Here is an 18892-nt window from a genome sequence, read left to right on the forward strand (position 1 = left end):
ACAAACTCGGTACGTAATGACATGGTATCTCTCGCATCCCAGGGCATAAGCGACTCCATTAGCGGGTTCTTATGCCTAAGTTGTAAGTGTCTACCATGTCCCCGAACAAGTGTTCACTATGTCCCCGGACTGTACATGGGGAGAGGGTTAGGGTGAGGGGAAGCATACGGCTCTGGTGGTCATTCCGTTCACTTTATGTTCCTTGCTACTCTGTAATGACAATACCCGTGAACGTGCCAGGGTGGCTCAGTCGCCACCACCCTGGCTACCCGGCCTGCAGGAAACGCCTCAGCGATTTACAGCCGGACCATAGCGTCGCTGTAAGACCTCTGCCCGCAGTATGCTTTTCATTGCGGTAATTTTGCGAGTCTCTTTCCAGAAATGGTAATATCCTCAGTGGCATAGCTAAAATCTGTTGCCGCCTGTTTTGATGAGCAGTAAGTTCTCTTCGCACCTGCAAAATCAGGTGTCGGGTTTAGCATCCTGGCTTATCTTATCGGCGGCACATTATGTGCAGCATGCTTTGCTACATCTCAATGGTGGGCTGAGCAGGGGCATCGAAAGATGCGCCGGTATCCGATAAGGCCGGTAATGCTAACTCTGTTCAGTCCACCACCAGCGAAGTTAGCATTTCCGGTGGTGGACGCTTTATCACTTATCGGAGGCTGCCAATATGGCTACTACCCCAACCCAAGTTCATTCTTTAATCACTCTGCCCTTCAACCACGCCACCGACTTCACCGAACTGGCGGATAACTGCGAACGTTTTATCGACGCACTGGTAGATTGCGAAGAGCCCGCCCCAAAAATGGCGCTCTACGGCCGACTCTCCGCCTGTCTGGCGCTTCTGCAACCGACGCTGCTGGACGCTATTCCAGAACATTTAAAAGCCAGCCTGACCGTGGAAGAACTCCCGTCACGCGTTCCGGCTTTCGAACCCGAATGCGATCAGCTGGGGCGCTACTGTCAGGAGATTACGCAATTGCTGATGAACGGCTCACTGCCGCTACAGTCTGAAATCGTGATGGAAGATTTGCTGTGTGAACTGGTCGGCTACTTTACCGATACGCTGAAGGCACCGCGCTGGCTGCAGACAGACGAAGGCACAATCGCGATCGGCTAAACCTGCCGGATGACGCTGCGCTTATCCGGCCTACAAAAGACCCATAAAAAAACCCGCCGAAGCGGGTTTTTAGCATTTGTCACAACGGGCACATTACTGCAGCAGCGAAATATCCGCCACGCGCAGGAACAGCTCGCGCAGTTTCTCAAGCATGGAGAGACGGTTAATACGCAGCTCTTTGTCTTCTACGTTCACCATCACTTTCTCGAAGAACGCATCAATCACGTCACGCAGCTCCGCCAGCTCCACCAGCGCTTCCTGGTAGCGGCCTTCCGCGAAGTACGGCTCGAGCTTGTCGCGCAGCACCACAACCTGCATCGCCAGGGCGATCTCTTCCGGCTCTTTCAGCGTCGCGGCGTTCACGCGCTCGTTCAGCGTCTCGTCGGATTTCGCCAGAATGTTGGAGACACGCTTGTTGGCCGCGGCCAGAGCAGATGCCGCTTCCAGCGTGCGGAAGTGGGACACCGCCTTCATACGCGCATCAAAATCAGCCGGACGGGTCGGACGACGCGCCAGCACCGCCTGAATGGTGTCAACGGTGTAACCTTCGTCCTGATACCACGCGCGGAAACGACCGAGCATAAAGTCGATCACGTCATCCACAACCTTCGCGTTGGTCAGCTTGTCGCCGTACAGACGCACCGCTTCTTCGGTCAGGGTCTGCAGATCGAGGTTCAGGTTCTTCTCAACGATGATACGCAGCACGCCCAGCGCGGCACGACGCAGCGCAAACGGGTCTTTGTCGCCTTTCGGATGCTGGCCGATACCGAAGATACCCGCCAGGGTGTCCATCTTATCGGCAATGGCGACAGCGCAGGCAACCGGGTTGGACGGCAGTTCGTCACCCGCAAAGCGCGGCTGATACTGCTCGTTCAGGGCAACCGCCACGTCTTCCGCTTCGCCATCGTGACGCGCGTAGTGCATGCCCATCACGCCCTGGGTGTCGGTAAACTCAAACACCATGTTGGTCATCAGGTCGCATTTTGACAGCAGGCCCGCACGGGTCGCGTGGTTAACGTCGGCACCGATTTCACGAGCGATCCAGCCGGACAGCTCCGCAATGCGGTCGGTCTTGTCGCGCAGCGTACCCAGCTGCTGCTGGAACAGCACGGTCTGCAGGCGCGGGAGGTGATCTTCCAGACGCTTTTTACGATCGGTATTGAAGAAGAACTCGGCATCCGCCAGACGCGGACGCACCACTTTCTCGTTACCGGAGATAATCTGGATCGGATCTTTCGATTCGATGTTTGCCACGAAGATAAAGTTTGGCAGCAGCTTGCCGTCGTTGGCATAGACCGGGAAGTACTTTTGGTCACCCTTCATGGTGTAGACCAGCGCTTCTGCCGGAACGGCCAGGAACTTCTCTTCGAACTTCGCGGTCAGCACTACCGGCCATTCCACCAGCGAGGTCACTTCTTCCAGCAGGCTGTCGCTAAGATCGGCGTTACCGCCAATCTTGCGCGCCGCTTCTTCGGCGTCCGCTTTGATTTTCGCTTTACGCTGTTCGTAGTCGGCAATGACCTTGCCGCGCTCCAGCAGGATCTGCGGATACTGGTCGGCATTGTCGATGGTGAACTCTGGCTCGCCCATAAAGCGATGGCCGCGGATCACGCGATCGGACGCGACGCCCAGAATGGTCGCCGGGATAACGGTGTCGCCCAGCAGCAGGGTCACGGTGTGAACCGGACGCACGAAGTGGACGTCGGACGCGCCCCAGCGCATCAGCTTAGGAATTGGCAGCTTCGCCAGCGACGTGGCAATCATGTCCGGCAGCAGCGCTTCTGCGCTTTCGCCTTTCACATGGGCACGATAGAGCAGCCATTCGCCTTTGTCGGTGGTCAGACGCTCGGCCTGATCGACGGTGATGCCGCAGCCGCGCGCCCAGCCTTCCGCCGCTTTGCTCGGCTTGCCTTCCGCGTCGAACGCCTGGGCAATCGCCGGGCCACGTTTTTCGACTTCGCGATCCGGCTGAGACGCCGCCAGATTTGCCACTTTCAGCGCCAGACGGCGCGGCGCGGCAAACCACTCAATTTTACCGTGCGCCAGGCCAGCGTTATCCAGCTCGGCGGTCACGTTCGCAGCGAAAGATTCAGCCAGGCTGCGCAGGGCTTTTGGTGGCAGCTCTTCGGTGCCGATTTCCACCAGGAAAGTTTTCTCAGACATGGCCGCCTCTTATTTGTTTCGGTTGCACATCGGGAAGCCAAGGGCTTCACGGGACGCGTAGTAAGCTTCTGCAACGGCTTTGGTCAGGGTACGAATACGCAGAATGTAGCGCTGACGTTCAGTCACGGAGATGGCTTTGCGGGCGTCCAGCAGGTTGAAGCTGTGGGCGGCCTTCAGAATACGCTCGTAGGCAGGCAGCGGCAGCGGAGTCTCCAGCGCCAGCAGCTGCTGCGCTTCTTTCTCGTACTGCTCGAAGCAGGTGAACAGGAAGTCCACGTCCGCGTATTCGAAGTTATAGGTGGATTGCTCCACTTCGTTCTGATGGAACACGTCGCCGTAGGTGGTTTTACCCAGCGGGCCGTCGCTCCAGACCAGGTCGTAAACGCTGTCTACGCCCTGAATGTACATCGCCAGACGTTCCAGACCGTAGGTGATTTCACCGGTGATCGGCTTACATTCCAGACCACCCACCTGCTGGAAGTAAGTGAACTGGGTCACTTCCATACCGTTCAGCCACACTTCCCAACCCAGACCCCAGGCACCCAGCGTTGGGTTTTCCCAGTTATCTTCCACGAAACGGATGTCGTGGATGGTGGGATCCATACCCAGCTCTTTCAGCGACCCGAGGTACAGTTCCTGAATGTTGTCGGGTGATGGCTTAATCACCACCTGGAACTGATAGTAATGCTGCAGACGGTTCGGGTTTTCACCGTAACGACCATCGGTCGGACGACGTGAAGGCTGCACATACGCGGTCGCCATTGGCTCAGGCCCCAACGCGCGCAGGCTGGTCATCGGGTGTGAAGTGCCGGCGCCGACTTCCATGTCCAAAGGTTGAACAATGGTACAGCCCTGACGAGCCCAGTAATCCTGTAAGGTCAGGATCAGGCCCTGGAAGGTCTTGGTATCAAACTTTTGCATAGTATTTCGTGCTGGATACGTGTGGTTTTAAATGGAAGGGACCAGTATACCCGCTGGCTGCAAGATATACAGTACGAAACGGGGTTGTTTAGGGAAAATTGGGAAATAAGCCTTCCGGCCAGAACGCTGACGGCGTCTGGCTGCTGATTATACGAGCAGGCTAGCGCATGGAGAGGTGTAAAAACTGACCGTCCGCATCAAACGAGCAGACAAAGCCCTCTTTGCGCGACGTATGGCCCCGCAGCTCATAGCTTCCCTGAAAACGCTCAAACCCGGTGACGTCAATTTTCTGCACGTCCGAGTTATAGCGGCGAGCGGCGCGATCTTTACAGAGCGCTTCCATATTCAGCGAACGTTCCGGGCTCATTTTACCCTGCTGCGCTTTTTGCACAGGTGCTTCTTGCGGCGCACTGCATCCCACCAGGATTACCAGCAGAAAGAGTGACGCCACACGCTTCATCATCATTTTTATTACCGTCCTGGTCAGCGGCTGTTATTTTTAGTATCAACGCTTTTATAGATTATGGTCCGGCATTCTGCGAATCTCGCGGTCTCCCGACAAGCCTGCAGAATAAAACTCAGAGTTTTCCAGGCGAAGACTTTTGGACAATGGCAGTCACACTCAATTTACAGGGAAAACGAGGAACTGATGCAGTCAAAAATTAACTGGATTGATAACCTGCGAGGAATAGCGTGTCTGATGGTGGTCATGATCCACACGACGACCTGGTACGTCACGAATGCCCACAGCGTCAGCCCCGTTAACTGGGATATCGCCAATATTCTCAACGCTGCGTCGCGCGTCAGCGTGCCGCTGTTCTTTATGATTTCCGGCTTTCTCTTTTTTGGCGAGCGCAGCGCGCAGCCGAGGCACTTTATCCGCATCGCGGCCTGCCTGGGGTTTTACAGCGCCATTGCCTTGATTTACATCACCCTGTTCACCTCCATTAACGCCGGGCTATCGCTCAAATACGTGCTGCAAAAACCGGTGTTCTACCACCTGTGGTTCTTCTTCGCCATTATCGTTATCTACCTGGTTTCTCCCCTTATTCAGGTGAAAAACGTCAGCGGGAAAATGCTGCTGGCCCTGATGGTGGTGATAGGCATTATCGCCAACCCAAATACGGTCTCACAGAAAATCGACGGATTTGAGTGGTTGCCGATCAATCTCTATATCAACGGCGATACCTTCTACTACATGCTTTACGGCATGCTGGGGCGCGCCATCGGGATGATGGACACGCAAAAACGCGGTCTGAGCTGGCTCTGCGGAGCGCTGTTTATCGCTGGCGTGGCGGTGATTTCACGCGGGACGCTGCATGAACTGCAGTGGCGCGGCAATTTTGCCGATACCTGGTACCTGTATTGTGGGCCGATGGTCTTTATCTGTGCCGTCTCGCTGCTTACGCTCGTTAAAAACACGCTCAACGCGCGGCCACTCCCTTTACTGAGCGTGATTTCGCGGCACTCCCTCGGAATTTATGGTTTTCACGCGCTGGTGATCCACGCCCTGCGCACCCGAGGCGTTGAGCTAAAGAGCTGGCCGGTGCTGGATATTGTCTGGATTTTTGCCGCCACGCTGGCGATCAGCCTGCTGCTGTCGATGCTGCTGCAAAAAATAGATACTCGCCGCTTCGTCAGCTAACGGTTCGCTGGCGGGCGCGATGGTACTGGCGTGGGGAGGAAAACCCTGCCGCCAGTGAAGCCTGTTCCACGCCGCGCCCCTGCAATAGCCACTGCTCCGCCACCGCCAGGCGCAGCTGTTCCAGATAGTCGCGAACGCTAATGCCTAAATGTGACTGAAACAGCCGGGTGAGATGGCGCGGGCTAACGTGCGCCAGCGCGGCAATGTCAGGCACGCTCCACGCTTTTTGCGGCTCGGCGGTGAGCGCGTCCTGCGCCCGATGGATCGCCGGGTGAAGATGGTTGCGGTAGCGTAGCCACGGCGAAAGCTGGGGATCGTCACCGGAACGGCGGAACCACACCACCATCTCACGCGCCACGGCCAGCGCCTTTTCGGGGCCGCACAGGCGGTTAATCATGTGCAGCGCCAGATCGATACCCGAGGTGATCCCCGCGCTGGTCCAGATGTTCTCATCCTGCACAAAGATGCGGTTTTCTTTGATCGTCGCCGTCGGGGCCGCGGTGCGTAAACGGCTGATAACGTCATGGTGGGTTGTGCACTGCCGGTTGTTCAGCAGGCCCGATTTCGCCGCCAGCAGCGCGCCTGAACAGACGCACATCACCGTGATGTCCCGGCGCTGGATCTGCGGCTGCAGGCGCATCAGCCAGTGCTGGATCAGCTGCGCCTGCGGCGTGGAAAACTGAGTACGGGAGTCGCTGACGCCGGGTAATACCAGCAGGCTACCTGCCGGGAGACGCTCCGGCAGCGGCTGGATGCCGCTCATCGTCAGGCCTATCGACGTTGGAACGTCCGGTTGCGGCCCAATGTAGTGCAGACGAAACGCGTCGCCCGCCAGCACAAAGGTTTCTGCCGGGCCGGTCATGTCTAATGACAGCACCCCGGGCAACATCACGAACCAGACGTCGATGCGCATTACAGTGACTCCAGCGTCTCCGCTACCGTTTTAATATCGGCAAATCGCCCGGCCAGGACCGTTTCGGTACGATGGCGAATTTCCGCAGCGCTAAGGGTAATGCCCTTGTAGGTCATGGGAAACGTCAGCGTTGCCTCACTCACAAAGGTCACAGCATACCCCAGATCGGATGCCACCCGAGCGGTGGTTTCACAGCATTGTTCCGTGCGGATGCCGCAGATAATCACGTTGTTGATATCACGCTCGCGCAGCCAGCGGTCAAGCCCGGTATCCGTGAAGGCATTATGGACGTGTTTCTGGAAAACCACATCCGGCTGATGACGCAAAAAGGCCATCGGTTTGACATAGCCGCTTTGCAGCGTGAAGGGGCCGTCTTCGTCGACATGAAAAATATCCACGACCGGAATACCGTGCGCCTGGCAGCCTTCAATCAGCCCCAGCATCGCCTGCTGAAAGGCGGGAATATCGCCTTCCTGCCAGTAATTTCGATGGTGAAATGACTGCTGGGTATCGATGTTGATTAATGCAGTACGTGACATGATGAATCTCCTCGCCAGTGGGTGTAACACCATACTGGCAAGGAAATGAAGGCACGCACAGACCAAAAAAGGACATCCTCGTGCCTCTGTCGGACAAACGAATTTACGACATCAGCGGCAGCAGCTGCTGGTAGATTTTACGGAACACGTCGCGCCTTTGTGCGTACCGCGCATGGCTCGCCGCATCAGGCAAGTGCGCCTGTTCAAGCGGGAGCTGCGGCAACAGCGTTGAAAGCGGTTTTTCGGGGTTCATGGCGATTTGCGCCAGCCGCGCGGCGCCCAGCGCGGGCCCGACATCCCCTCCGGTGCGGAAATCGAGCTGCAAACCGCTGATGTCGGCCAGCATCTGTCGCCAGTAAGGGCTTCGCGCACCGCCGCCAATCAGGGTGACGCTCGTGGGTTTCAGGCCGCAGTCGTGCACCACGTCCATCCCGTCAGCCATCGCATAGCCTACGCCCTCAAGAACCGCACGCGCCAGCTCTGACGGGCCATGCTGATGGGTTAAGCCAAAGAACACCCCTTTCGCTTCCGGGTTGTTGTGCGGCGTTCGCTCGCCGGAAAGATACGGTAAAAACCAGACCGTGCCCGCAGCGTCATCCGCCTGCTGCGCCGCAGAGATGAGCGACGGCACGTCGGCCATGCCGGTGAGTTTTGCCGCCCAGTCCAGGCAGGACGCCGCGCTGAGCATCACTGACATCAAATGCCATTTCCCCGGAAGGGCATGGCAGAAACTGTGCACAGCGCTTTCGGGGTTGCTGCGATACCCGTCGCTGACGGCAAAATAGACGCCAGACGTTCCCAGCGAAAGCATCGCCTGCCCTGCCTCAACCATGCCGACGCCGACAGCCCCCGCCGCGTTATCGCCGCCCCCGGCCACCACCGGTACGGCAGGCATGTTCCAGCGTTCAGCAACGGCTGGCAGCAGCGTGCCCGTCACCTCGCTACCTTCGAACAGCGCGGGCATATGTCCGCGGGTCAGATGGCAGGCATCCAGCATCGCCTCGCTCCAGTCGCGTTTCGCCACGTCAAGCCACATCGTGCCGGCGGCATCGGACATGTCAGAGGCAAAATCGCCCGTCATGCGAAAGCGCAGATAATCTTTCGGCAGCAGGACTTTCGCCACCTGACGGAAAATCTCCGGCTCGTGTCGCTGCACCCACAGAAGTTTGGGCGCGGTAAAGCCGGGCATCATCAGGTTGCCGGTAATCTCACGCGACGTGGGTACACGCGTCTCAAGAAGCGCGCACTCTTCCGCACAGCGGCCATCGTTCCAGAGGATCGCTGGACGCAACACGCGATGCTGGCTATCCAGCAGCGTAGCGCCGTGCATTTGTCCGGCAATGCCCAGCGCCTTCACGTTACGAAGGCTATGTTTCTCACCTAAGGCTTTGATTGCGCGATCCGTCGCCTGCCACCACTGCTCCGGATCCTGTTCCGACCACAGCGGATGCGGACGTGAAACCTGCAGCGTTTCCGTCTGCGTGGCTAACACGTCGCCCTGCTCGCTTAACAGGATGGCTTTCACACCCGATGTGCCAAGATCGACCCCGATGTACATATAGTGGATTCCTTAACTGAAAATGCCCGGTGGCGCTGCGCTTACCGGGCCTACAAGGTGTTATTTATCGAACAGGTAGTGATTGACCAGATTTTCCAGCAGCTCCTGGTGCCCGCTCTGGTGCTGCGGTGCCAGCTGATGTTGTTCAGCGTACTTCGCGATGTCCGCAAGCGATAACTGGCCTTTCAAAATTTGCTGGCCCAGCTCACTGTTCCAGCCGCTGTAGCGCTTCGCCACGCGTTTATCGAGCTCGCCGTCTTCAATCATGCGAGCCGCCACCTTCAGCGCCAGCGCCATGGTGTCCATCGCGCCAATGTGGCCGTAGAACAGATCGTATTTGTCGGTGCTCTGACGACGCACCTTGGCGTCAAAGTTCAGGCCGCCGGTGGTGAAACCGCCCGCCTTGATGATTTCATACATCACCAGCGCATTCTCTTCCACGCTGTTCGGGAACTGGTCTGTATCCCAGCCCAGCTGCGCATCGCCTCGGTTCGCATCCACAGAGCCGAAGATGCCCAGCGCAATCGCAGACGCAATCTCGTGATGGAATGAGTGGCCCGCCAGCGTTGCGTGGTTAGCTTCAATGTTAACTTTAATCTCTTTTTCCAGACCGAACTGCTTCAGGAAGCCATACACCGTCGCCACGTCGTAGTCATACTGGTGCTTCGTCGGTTCCTGCGGTTTCGGCTCAATCAGCAGCGTGCCGCGGAAGCCGATTTTATGCTTGTGGTCGACAACCATCTGCATAAAGCGGCCAATCTGCTCGCGCTCCTGACGCAGGTCGGTGTTCAGGAGGGTTTCATAACCTTCACGGCCGCCCCACAGGACATAGTTTTCGCCGCCCAGCTGATGCGTGGCGTTCATGGCCGTCACCACCTGCGTAGCCGCCCAGCTAAATACCTCTGGGTCAGGGTTAGTTGCTGCACCCGCGCCGTAGCGAGGATTGGTGAAGCAGTTTGCCGTACCCCAGAGCAGCTTCACGCCGCTTTGCTGCTGTTTCGCCGCCAGCACGTCTACCATCTGTGCGAAGTTGTTCAGGTACTCTTTCAGCGACGCGCCTTCCGGCGACACGTCCACGTCATGGAAGCAGTAGTACGGCACGTTCAGCTTGTGGAAGAACTCAAATGCCACATCGGCTTTGCGCTTTGCCAGCTCGATAGCCTCGCCCGGCTGCTGCCATGGGCGGTCAAAGGAACCCACGCCGAACATATCGGCACCGTTCCAGCAGAAGGTATGCCAGTAACAGGCGGCAAAGCGCAGATGATCTTCCATGCGCTTACCCAGCACCAGCTCATCCGGGTTGTAGTGACGAAAAGCTAAAGGATTGGCCGTTTTTGGGCCTTCGTAACGAACACGATCGAGTTGGTCGAAATAAGCTTGCATATTGAGCTCCATAATCAGGGTATGCGGCGAGTCGTTGATACAGGAGTAATAGTGAATAGACATTTTGGGTTGCTCAATTACGTTATTTCACACTGCTATTGAGAGAATGCATAACTGTGCGCTGGCTCGCAAAATAATGCGCAAACGAACTATTTTTCGGCGCACATTCCAGAATCAAATGTAATTAAGACGTTACGTTTTTTAAAATCCGATCGCGGTCATAAATTCAGAAATAAACCAAATATCGTAATGAGAAGATAAAAATCTGTAATTGCCAGCCCGCCGTTCCGCGTTAAAAATTTGCTGCGTCTCAGCAGTGAATGTTTCTTTTATCTCAGCAACACACCCCCCTACAAAAAGGCAGAATAATTATGAAGATAAAGAACCTGACCCTAACGCTCTGCACTACTCTCCTCCTTGCAAGCTTTGCAGGACAGGCCAAAGAGGTCAAAATTGGCATGGCCATTGATGACCTGCGCCTGGAGCGCTGGCAAAAAGATCGCGATATTTTTGTGAAGAAAGCAGAATCCCTCGGCGCCAGCGTGTTTGTACAGTCGGCTAACGGCAACGAAGAAACGCAAATGTCGCAGATCGAGAATATGATTAACCGTGGCGTTGATGTGCTGGTTATTATCCCCTATAACGGCCAGGTATTAAGTAACGTAGTGAAAGAGGCCAAGCAGGAAGGCATAAAAGTGCTGGCCTATGACCGCATGATTAATAATGCGGATATTGATTATTATATTTCGTTCGACAATGAAAAAGTGGGCGAATTACAGGCGCAAAGCCTGATCGACAAAGTGCCTCAGGGGAATTATTTCCTGATGGGTGGTTCGCCGGTGGATAACAACGCCAAACTGTTCCGCGAAGGACAAATGAAAGTCCTTAAGCCGTACATTGATAACGGGAAAATTAAGGTGGTCGGCGATCAATGGGCCGACGGCTGGCTGCCAGAAAACGCGCTGAAGATTATGGAAAACGCGCTAACGGCCAACAACAACAAAATTGATGCGGTCGTGGCCTCCAACGATGCCACCGCAGGCGGTGCCATTCAGGCGCTGAGCGCCCAGGGTCTGGCGGGGAAAGTCGCTATCTCAGGGCAGGACGCCGATCTGGCCGGGGTAAAACGTATTATCGCAGGCACCCAGACCATGACGGTCTACAAACCTATTACCCAGCTTGCCAATACGGCGGCAGAAATTGCCGTGGAGCTGGGTAATGGTAAGCAACCTAAAGCAGATGCGACCCTGAATAACGGGCTTAAAGACGTTCCGGCTCGTCTGCTCACGCCAATAGAAGTCAATAAAGAGAACATTGACGCCACCGTCATCAAAGATGGTTTCCACAAGAAGAGCGAACTGTAATCCGGCGCGGCCCCTGCTCTGCGGGGGCGCATCACGTTGTGCTGTTCTTCCCTCGGGTTATGTGGAGCGGTTATGCCTTATTTACTTGAAATGAAAAGCATCACCAAACGCTTCGGCGCGGTGAAAGCCGTCGACAACGTCAGCCTCCGGTTGAACCCCGGTGAAGTGGTTTCGCTGTGCGGTGAGAACGGTTCGGGCAAGTCAACGCTGATGAAAGTGCTGTGCGGGATCTACCCGCACGGGAGCTACGAAGGCGAAATCGTCTTTGCCGGTGAAGTTATCCAGGCGACACACATCCGCGATACCGAACGTAAAGGCATCGCCATCATCCACCAGGAGCTGGCGCTGGTGAAGCATCTCACCGTGCTGGAGAACATTTTCCTCGGAGCCGAAATTTCCCGCCACGGCGTGCTGGACTACGACACCATGACGCTGCGCTGTGAAAAGCTGCTGGCGCAGGTCAGTCTCCACATTTCACCCAATACGCGCGTGGGGGACCTGGGGCTAGGACAGCAGCAACTGGTCGAAATCGCTAAGGCGCTCAACAAACAGGTCAGGCTGCTGATCCTTGATGAGCCCACGGCCTCGCTCACCGAACAGGAAACCGCGGTTCTGCTCAATATCATTCGCGATCTGCAAAACCACGGTATCGCCTGCATCTACATTTCGCACAAGCTGAACGAGGTGAAAGCCATTTCGGACACCATCTGCGTGATCCGCGACGGGCAACACATCGGCACGCGTGAAGCCGCAGGGATGAGTGAAGATGACATCATCACCATGATGGTGGGCCGCGAGCTGACGGCGCTCTACCCGAGTGAACCTCACGCAACGGGCGATGAAGTCCTGCGCGTGGAAAACCTGACCGCGTGGCACCCCGTTAACCGCCACATCAAGCGCGTGAATAACGTCTCATTTTCCCTTCACAGCGGCGAAATTCTCGGTATCGCCGGGTTAGTCGGCGCCGGGCGCACGGAGGCCGTGCAGTGTCTGTTTGGCGTGTGGCCGGGGCGCTGGGAGGGCTCGATATTTATCGACGGCCAGCCGGTGAAAATTGACAACTGCCAGCAGGCGATTGCCCACGGCATTGCTATGGTGCCGGAAGATCGCAAAAAAGACGGCATCGTACCCGTCATGGCGGTGGGGAAAAACATTACGCTTGCGGCACTCGATCGGTTCTCGGGCACGCTGAGCTGCCTGGACGATGCCGCAGAGCAGCAGTGCATTCTTCAGTCGCTGGCCCGGCTGAAGGTCAAAACCTCTTCACCGGAACTGGCGATCGGCCGCCTGAGCGGCGGCAACCAGCAGAAGGCGATTCTGGCGCGCTGCCTGCTTCTCAACCCACGCATTTTAATCCTTGATGAGCCGACGCGTGGAATCGATATCGGTGCCAAATATGAAATCTACAAACTGATTAATCAGCTTGTACATCAAGGGATTGCCGTCATTGTCATTTCGTCTGAGCTACCCGAAGTGCTCGGCCTGAGCGACCGCGTGCTGGTCATGCACGAGGGGAAACTGAAAGCCAACCTGATTAACCAGAACCTGACGCAGGAGCAGGTGATGGAAGCCGCTTTAAGGAGCGAACGTCATGTCGAAAAGCAATCCGTCTGATATCAAAGTCGCCGTCCCGACGCCCGGTGCGTTCGCAGGGCTCAAAGCGCTAAACCTGCAGGTTTTTGTCATGATCGCGGCAATTATCGTCATCATGCTGTTCTTTACCTGGATGACCGATGGCTCATACCTGAGCGCGCGTAACGTCTCCAACCTGCTTCGCCAGACCGCTATCACCGGCATTCTGGCCGTGGGCATGGTGTTCGTGATTATCTCCGCGGAGATTGACCTGTCGGTCGGTTCGATGATGGGGCTTCTCGGCGGCGTGGCGGCCATTTTTGACGTCTGGCTCGGCTGGCCGCTGCCGCTGACCGTGGCGGTCACGCTGGTATTGGGGCTGGTACTGGGAGCCTGGAACGGCTGGTGGGTTGCCTACCGTAAGGTGCCATCGTTTATTGTCACCCTGGCGGGAATGCTGGCCTTCCGCGGGATCTTAATCGGCATCACTAACGGCACCACCGTCTCACCGACCAGTGCAGCAATGTCGCAAATTGGTCAGAGCTACCTCCCGGATGGCGTGGGTTTTACTCTCGGCGTGGTGGGGTTGCTGGCGTTTGTCGCATGGCAGTGGCGGGGACGCGTCCGTCGTCAGGCGCTGGGGCTGGCTTCCCCTGCGTCAACGTCGGTGGTGGGGCGTCAGGCGCTCACGGCGGTCATTGTGCTGGGCGCCATCTGGCTCCTGAATGACTATCGCGGCGTCCCGACACCGGTCCTGCTGCTGGCGCTGTTACTGCTGGGCGGCATGTTTATGGCGACGCGCACCGCGTTTGGTCGCCGCATTTATGCCATTGGCGGCAACCTTGAAGCTGCCCGCCTCTCGGGTATTAACGTCGAGCGTACCAAGCTGGCGGTCTTCGCCATTAACGGCCTGATGGTCGCTATCGCTGGCTTGATCCTCAGCTCGCGTCTGGGGGCCGGATCTCCCTCCGCCGGTAACATCGCCGAGCTGGATGCAATCGCCGCCTGCGTCATTGGCGGCACCAGCCTCGCAGGCGGTATCGGTAGCGTCGCGGGCGCGGTGATGGGGGCATTTATCATGGCGTCGTTGGATAACGGAATGAGTATGATGGACGTCCCGACGTTTTGGCAGTATATCGTCAAGGGGGCCATTCTTTTACTGGCAGTCTGGATGGACTCGGCCACCAAGCGACGGGCCTGATAACGGTATTATGACTTAATTGGGAAGTGAGCCATGTTTGAAAAGCGTCACCGCATTACGTTGTTATTCAATGCCAACAAAGCCTACGACCGTCAGGTGGTAGAAGGCGTTGGCGAATATTTGCAGGCGTCGCAATCTGAGTGGGATATCTTTATTGAAGAGGATTTCCGCACTCGTCTCGAGAACATCAAAGACTGGCTGGGGGATGGCGTCATCGCCGACTACGACGATCCCGTCATTGAGCAGCTGCTGACCGACGTCGACGTTCCGATCGTGGGCGTCGGCGGCTCCTACCATTCCCCCGAACACTATCCGCCGGTTCACTATATTGCCACCGATAACCATGCCCTGGTCGAGGCCGCCTTTCTCCATCTAAAAGAGAAAGGCGTCCACCGCTTCGCGTTCTATGGTTTACCCGCCACCAGCGGCAAGCGCTGGGCCGTTGAGCGTGAACACGCGTTCTGCCAGCTGGTCGCGCAGGAGAAGTATCGCGGCGTGGTATACCAGGGGCTGGAAACGGCACCGGAAAACTGGCAGCACGCGCAAAACCGCCTCGCTGACTGGCTTCAAACTCTGCCGCCACAAACCGGGATTATTGCCGTGACGGACGCGCGCGCGCGCCACGTGCTGCAGGTCTGCGAACATTTACACACACCGGTGCCCGAAAAGCTGTGCGTGATTGGCATTGATAACGAAGAGCTTACCCGCTATCTCTCCCGCGTGGCGCTCTCCTCCGTTGCGCAGGGCACGCGTCAGATGGGGTATCAGGCGGCGAAGCTGCTGCATCGTCTGCTGGATAAAGAATCTCTGCCGCTTCAGCGCCTGCTCGTGCCGCCTGTCCGCGTCGTAGAACGCCGCTCAACCGATTATCGCTCCTTAAGCGATCCGGCCGTCATTCAGGCCATGCACTATATTCGCAACCACGCCTGCAAAGGGATAAAGGTCGATCAGGTGCTGGATTCGGTGGGCATTTCGCGTTCGAATCTGGAGAAGCGTTTTAAAGAAGAGGTGGGCGAAACCATCCATGCCGTCATCCATGCGGAGAAGCTGGAGAAAGCCCGCAGCCTGCTCATCTCCACATCGCTGTCGATCAATGAAATCTCGCAGATGTGCGGTTACCCGTCGCTGCAATATTTCTACTCGGTGTTCCGCAAAGAGTATGACACCACGCCAAAAGAGTACCGGGATCGCCACAGCGAGGTGCTGATTTAGAAAAGAAAACGCCTTCAAATAAGAAGGCGTTTTTTGAGATTACATGTGTGCGGCGATTAAGCGCTGGTTATCCTGATACATGGCGAACAGGTAGTTGTTATAGCTCTGCCCCTTCGTCGAATAACCTTTCAGCTTGTGGATCATCGTGGTGGCCGTCACTTCCTGATCCGCTTTACGCAGCTGAGCGCGTGATTTACGGAACGATGAGTAGGCCGGATGCGTATTCAAATTCACCACGTAGGCGCTCACGGAATCCTTCACGGATTCAAACTGCGAATAGCCTTTCACCTTGCCTGGCGCATTGTTACAACGCCCTTTCACGCATTTCATGCCGAAAAGGTTGTTGTTGCTGCGTGCCAGCTTTGACGTACCCCAGCCGCTTTCGGCTGCCGCCATGGTCGCAACCATGCTATTCGGGATGATATCGACACGCTCAAGGAGAGCATTCCACGGCACACGACGCGTGTTACCGTTCCAGCTCAGCTTATAGCGCTTAGTGATATCTTTCAGACGCGCGCGTTCAGACGGCGACCAGCGGCTATCGTACTGTTTAGAAATCAGCCAGTTACGATCCGCAGTAATCGCGGCATTTTGACTCGTGATGTAAGGCATTACCGTCCGGAGAAACGCTTTTTTCCTTGGTGTCCCGGAAGGGTATTTTCGCAAATCAGGAAGTGAACTACTCTTTGCACTATTGCGAGAATACTCTTGTTTACTGCTAACCTTACTACTTGTCGTCTTTATTACGTGGGCTTTCTTACTCGTTGTATCCGTGTGCGTCTTCGCAAGCACCTCACCCGAAAATGCCGTGGTGAGTAACATGAGTATCGCAGCCCCATATCGTCGAATGGGAGTCGATATCATTAGGTCTCCTGGTCGGATGTAATCATCCTAACACCTTATTTTTTTCACAAATTTGAGAGCGGAATCTCAAATCATATCAAAAATAGACTTCAAGAGCACGTATAGAAATAGTCCAATTCCGAAACTATGTCACCTGAAACTTGCTCATAAAAAAAACAATTCTACAAAAACTGTGTTCACTATCGCAGATAACTGCCTAATTTTGCGCGAGATCACTCATCCTCACGCATCCTCCCGGCAGAAAGCGACAGGGGATGAGTTTTTGCCCAGCCTCAGATGGCACACTGGCCAAAAATACCGCGACAGGAACCAGGAATGAAACGCACCGCACTCGCCTTTCTGATGTTACCCGCACTGGCACATGCTGACTGGACATCGCCGGGGTTTAGCGCATTTCACGCTGAAGGCACCGGAATCTTCACCAGCCAGGCAAAGCTTGCGAAGGGTACGCGTCCTCTTACGCTGAGTTTTGACAAGACGTGCTGGCAGCCTACGGACGCGATAAAACTCAATGAGATGCTATCGCTCAAGCCCTGTGACGGCACACCGCCGCAGTGGCGCCTTTTCCGCGACGGTGAATACCAGATGCGGATTGATACCCGCTCCGGCACGCCCACACTACTCCTGACGATTCAAAGTGCCGCAGAACAGCCGGTTGCAAACGTCATCCGTCAGTGCCCGACGTGGGACGGTAAGCCGCTGACGCTCGACGTCAGCAGTACCTTCCCGGAAGGCTCCGTCGTGCGCGACTACTACAGTAAACAGACGGCGACGGTGCAGAATGGAAAAATTACCCTGCAGCCAGCCGCCAACAGTAACGGCCTGCTGCTGCTTGAGCGCGCCGAAACCGACAAGCCCGCGCCGTTTAGCTGGCAAAACGCCACCGTCTATTTTGTGCTGACCGACCGTTACGTAAATGGCGATCCGGGCAACGACAACAGCTACGGACGCCATAAAGACGGTATGCAGGAGATCGGGACGTTCCACGGCGGCGACCTCAAGGGACTCGCCAGCAAGCTCGATTATTTACAGCAGCTGGGGGTCAACGCGCTCTGGATAAGCTCCCCGCTTGAGCAAATCCACGGCTGGGTAGGCGGCGGTACCAAAGGGGATTTCCCTCACTACGCCTATCACGGCTACTACACCCAGGACTGGACGAAGCTCGACGCCAATATGGGGACGGAGGATGACCTGCGCCAGCTTGTCGATGAAGCGCACAAGCGCGGGATCCGCATCCTGTTCGATATCGTCATGAACCACACGGGCTACGCGACGCTTGCGGACATGCAGGAATATCAGTTTGGTGCCCTGTACCTGCAGGGTGATGAGCTGAAAAAGACGCTGGGAGAACGCTGGACCGATTGGAAGCCGGGCGCGGGCCAAAGCTGGCACAGCTTTAATGACTACATTAACTTCAGCGACAAAGCCGCATGGGAAAAATGGTGGGGCAAAAAATGGATCCGTACCGACATCGGTGATTACGACAACCCCGGCTTTGACGATTTGACGATGTCGCTGGCGTTCCTGCCCGACCTGAAAACGGAATCCACCGTCCCTTCCGGGTTACCCAATTTCTATCAACACAAACCCGATACCCACGCGAAAGCTATTCCGGGCTATACCCCGCGCGATTATCTGACCCACTGGCTCAGCCAGTGGGTACGTGACTACGGCATCGACGGCTTTAGGGTCGATACCGCGAAACACGTTGAGCTTGCGGCCTGGCAACAGCTGAAAGACCAGGCGAGCCAGGCCCTGGCCGCCTGGAAAATGGCGAACCCGGACAAAAAACTCGACAACGCGCCTTTCTGGATGACCGGAGAATCCTGGGGCCACGGGGTGATGCAGAGCGATTATTACCGCCACGGTTTTGACGCGATGATTAACTTTGACTATCAGGAGCAGGCGGCAAAAGCGGTGGATTGCCTGGCCGATATGGATCTCACCTGGCAGCAGATGGCGGAGAAGCTGCAAAGCTTCAACGTGCTGAGCTACCTCTCGTCACACGATACGCGCCTGTTCCGTGAAGGGGGCCAGCGCGCGGCGGAGCTGCTCCTGCTGGCACCGGGCAGCGTGCAAATCTATTACGGGGATGAGTCCGAGCGCCCGTTCGGGCCGACTGGCTCCGACCCGCTGCAGGGCACCCGTTCGGATATGAACTGGCAGGACGTCACGGGCAAGCAGGCCTTAACCGTCACCCACTGGCAAACGCTGGGTCAGTTCCGCGCCCGCCATCCGGCGATAGGTGAAGGCAAGCAAACCACGCTGTCGCTGAAAGAGGGGTATGGCTTTGTGCGCGAGCACAAGGACGATAAGGTGATGGTGGTATGGGCAGGTAATCAATAACGGCACACTCCAGTTCCCTCTCCCTATGGGAGAGGGTTAGGGTGAGGGAAATCAACCAGAACTATTCACTACATAAATCCACTCCCGC

Annotated in this window: 15 protein-coding genes and 1 pseudogene; 8 read left to right on the forward strand and 8 right to left on the reverse strand. The window is 56.4% G+C overall.

Annotated features, from left to right (window positions below; translation table 11 throughout):
* Nucleotides 1–560: 560 nt before the first annotated feature.
* Together L6R44_RS19215 and L6R44_RS19220 are read left to right on the forward strand one after the other, a co-directional pair.
* Nucleotides 561–707 (forward strand): annotated as a pseudogene (locus L6R44_RS19215) (ash family protein); the annotation flags it as partial.
* The gene (locus L6R44_RS19220; protein ID WP_237425125.1) at nucleotides 674–1123 is read left to right on the forward strand and encodes a hypothetical protein; all 450 of its coding nucleotides are present in this window, start codon (nucleotides 674–676) and stop codon (nucleotides 1121–1123) included. The pseudogene L6R44_RS19215 and the gene L6R44_RS19220, both read left to right, overlap by 34 nt.
* 93 nt (nucleotides 1124–1216) lie before the next feature.
* Here the strand turns inward: L6R44_RS19220 and glyS are convergent, their stop codons facing one another.
* From glyS to L6R44_RS19235, 3 genes are all read right to left on the reverse strand, one after another.
* Complete coding sequence (gene glyS / locus L6R44_RS19225) at nucleotides 1217–3286, reverse strand: glycine--tRNA ligase subunit beta (RefSeq protein ID WP_237425126.1); 2070 nt, start codon at nucleotides 3284–3286, stop codon at nucleotides 1217–1219.
* A gap of 9 nt (nucleotides 3287–3295) precedes the next feature.
* The gene (glyQ, locus tag L6R44_RS19230; protein ID WP_003860141.1) at nucleotides 3296–4207 is read right to left on the reverse strand and encodes a glycine--tRNA ligase subunit alpha; all 912 of its coding nucleotides are present in this window, start codon (nucleotides 4205–4207) and stop codon (nucleotides 3296–3298) included.
* A gap of 160 nt (nucleotides 4208–4367) precedes the next feature.
* Complete coding sequence (locus L6R44_RS19235; protein ID WP_237425127.1) at nucleotides 4368–4673, reverse strand: YsaB family lipoprotein; 306 nt, start codon at nucleotides 4671–4673, stop codon at nucleotides 4368–4370.
* Nucleotides 4674–4856: 183 nt separating this feature from the next.
* Between L6R44_RS19235 and L6R44_RS19240 the strand changes: the two genes are divergently transcribed.
* Entirely contained in the window at nucleotides 4857–5852 is a 996-nt protein-coding gene (locus tag L6R44_RS19240; RefSeq protein ID WP_237425128.1) for an acyltransferase, read from the forward strand.
* On the opposite strand, the gene L6R44_RS19245 is transcribed toward L6R44_RS19240, so the two are convergent.
* The 4 genes from L6R44_RS19245 to xylA form a co-directional block, all read right to left on the reverse strand.
* Complete coding sequence (locus tag L6R44_RS19245) at nucleotides 5845–6765, reverse strand: GlxA family transcriptional regulator (RefSeq protein WP_237425129.1); 921 nt, start codon at nucleotides 6763–6765, stop codon at nucleotides 5845–5847. The genes L6R44_RS19240 and L6R44_RS19245 overlap by 8 nt on opposite strands.
* Nucleotides 6765–7304, reverse strand: coding sequence for an isochorismatase family protein (locus L6R44_RS19250; RefSeq protein ID WP_237425130.1), 540 nt, complete (start codon nucleotides 7302–7304; stop codon nucleotides 6765–6767). Before L6R44_RS19250 ends, L6R44_RS19245 begins: the two co-directional genes overlap by 1 nt.
* A gap of 103 nt (nucleotides 7305–7407) precedes the next feature.
* Entirely contained in the window at nucleotides 7408–8862 is a 1455-nt protein-coding gene (gene xylB, locus L6R44_RS19255) for a xylulokinase (protein WP_237425131.1), read from the reverse strand.
* A gap of 60 nt (nucleotides 8863–8922) precedes the next feature.
* Complete coding sequence (gene xylA / locus L6R44_RS19260) at nucleotides 8923–10245, reverse strand: xylose isomerase (RefSeq protein ID WP_086379673.1); 1323 nt, start codon at nucleotides 10243–10245, stop codon at nucleotides 8923–8925.
* Nucleotides 10246–10616: 371 nt separating this feature from the next.
* On the opposite strand from xylA, the gene xylF reads away from it, so the two are divergent.
* The 4 genes from xylF to xylR all read left to right on the forward strand — a co-directional run bounded on the left by xylF (nucleotide 10617) and on the right by xylR (nucleotide 15594).
* Complete coding sequence (xylF, locus tag L6R44_RS19265; RefSeq protein WP_237425132.1) at nucleotides 10617–11609, forward strand: D-xylose ABC transporter substrate-binding protein; 993 nt, start codon at nucleotides 10617–10619, stop codon at nucleotides 11607–11609.
* A gap of 72 nt (nucleotides 11610–11681) precedes the next feature.
* Nucleotides 11682–13223 carry a xylose ABC transporter ATP-binding protein gene (locus L6R44_RS19270; RefSeq protein WP_237425133.1) on the forward strand — a complete coding sequence of 514 codons (1542 nt, stop codon included), beginning with the start codon at nucleotides 11682–11684 and terminating at the stop codon, nucleotides 13221–13223.
* Nucleotides 13201–14382 (forward strand): xylose ABC transporter permease XylH, encoded by a 1182-nt coding sequence (gene xylH / locus L6R44_RS19275; RefSeq protein ID WP_032644467.1) that lies wholly within the window; start codon nucleotides 13201–13203, stop codon nucleotides 14380–14382. Before L6R44_RS19270 ends, xylH begins: the two co-directional genes overlap by 23 nt.
* Nucleotides 14383–14415: 33 nt before the next feature.
* A complete protein-coding gene (gene xylR / locus L6R44_RS19280; RefSeq protein WP_237425134.1) occupies nucleotides 14416–15594 on the forward strand; it encodes a D-xylose utilization transcriptional activator XylR in 1179 nt (392 codons plus the stop codon).
* Between the two features lie 39 nt (nucleotides 15595–15633).
* On the opposite strand, the gene L6R44_RS19285 is transcribed toward xylR, so the two are convergent.
* Complete coding sequence (locus L6R44_RS19285; protein ID WP_032644466.1) at nucleotides 15634–16458, reverse strand: protein bax; 825 nt, start codon at nucleotides 16456–16458, stop codon at nucleotides 15634–15636.
* Between the two features lie 315 nt (nucleotides 16459–16773).
* Here L6R44_RS19285 and L6R44_RS19290 point away from each other — a divergent pair, with 315 nt between their 5' ends.
* Nucleotides 16774–18804, forward strand: coding sequence for an alpha-amylase (locus tag L6R44_RS19290; protein WP_237425135.1), 2031 nt, complete (start codon nucleotides 16774–16776; stop codon nucleotides 18802–18804).
* Nucleotides 18805–18892: the final 88 nt, after the last annotated feature.

This window comes from Enterobacter cloacae complex sp. ECC445, assembly GCF_021892025.1.
GTDB lineage: Bacteria > Pseudomonadota > Gammaproteobacteria > Enterobacterales > Enterobacteriaceae > Enterobacter > Enterobacter chengduensis.

Coding starts and splice junctions, on each gene's coding strand:
- xylF (WP_237425132.1), top strand. CDS start 10,617: ATGAAGATAAAGAACCTGACCCTAACGCTCTGCACTACTCTCCTCCTT.
- L6R44_RS19240 (WP_237425128.1), top strand. CDS start 4,857: ATGCAGTCAAAAATTAACTGGATTGATAACCTGCGAGGAATAGCGTGT.
- L6R44_RS19235 (WP_237425127.1), bottom strand. CDS start 4,673: ATGATGATGAAGCGTGTGGCGTCACTCTTTCTGCTGGTAATCCTGGTG.
- xylB (WP_237425131.1), bottom strand. CDS start 8,862: ATGTACATCGGGGTCGATCTTGGCACATCGGGTGTGAAAGCCATCCTG.
- L6R44_RS19285 (WP_032644466.1), bottom strand. CDS start 16,458: ATGATATCGACTCCCATTCGACGATATGGGGCTGCGATACTCATGTTA.
- L6R44_RS19245 (WP_237425129.1), bottom strand. CDS start 6,765: ATGCGCATCGACGTCTGGTTCGTGATGTTGCCCGGGGTGCTGTCATTA.
- xylA (WP_086379673.1), bottom strand. CDS start 10,245: ATGCAAGCTTATTTCGACCAACTCGATCGTGTTCGTTACGAAGGCCCA.
- L6R44_RS19270 (WP_237425133.1), top strand. CDS start 11,682: ATGCCTTATTTACTTGAAATGAAAAGCATCACCAAACGCTTCGGCGCG.
- xylH (WP_032644467.1), top strand. CDS start 13,201: ATGTCGAAAAGCAATCCGTCTGATATCAAAGTCGCCGTCCCGACGCCC.
- xylR (WP_237425134.1), top strand. CDS start 14,416: ATGTTTGAAAAGCGTCACCGCATTACGTTGTTATTCAATGCCAACAAA.
- glyS (WP_237425126.1), bottom strand. CDS start 3,286: ATGTCTGAGAAAACTTTCCTGGTGGAAATCGGCACCGAAGAGCTGCCA.
- L6R44_RS19220 (WP_237425125.1), top strand. CDS start 674: ATGGCTACTACCCCAACCCAAGTTCATTCTTTAATCACTCTGCCCTTC.
- glyQ (WP_003860141.1), bottom strand. CDS start 4,207: ATGCAAAAGTTTGATACCAAGACCTTCCAGGGCCTGATCCTGACCTTA.
- L6R44_RS19250 (WP_237425130.1), bottom strand. CDS start 7,304: ATGTCACGTACTGCATTAATCAACATCGATACCCAGCAGTCATTTCAC.
- L6R44_RS19290 (WP_237425135.1), top strand. CDS start 16,774: ATGAAACGCACCGCACTCGCCTTTCTGATGTTACCCGCACTGGCACAT.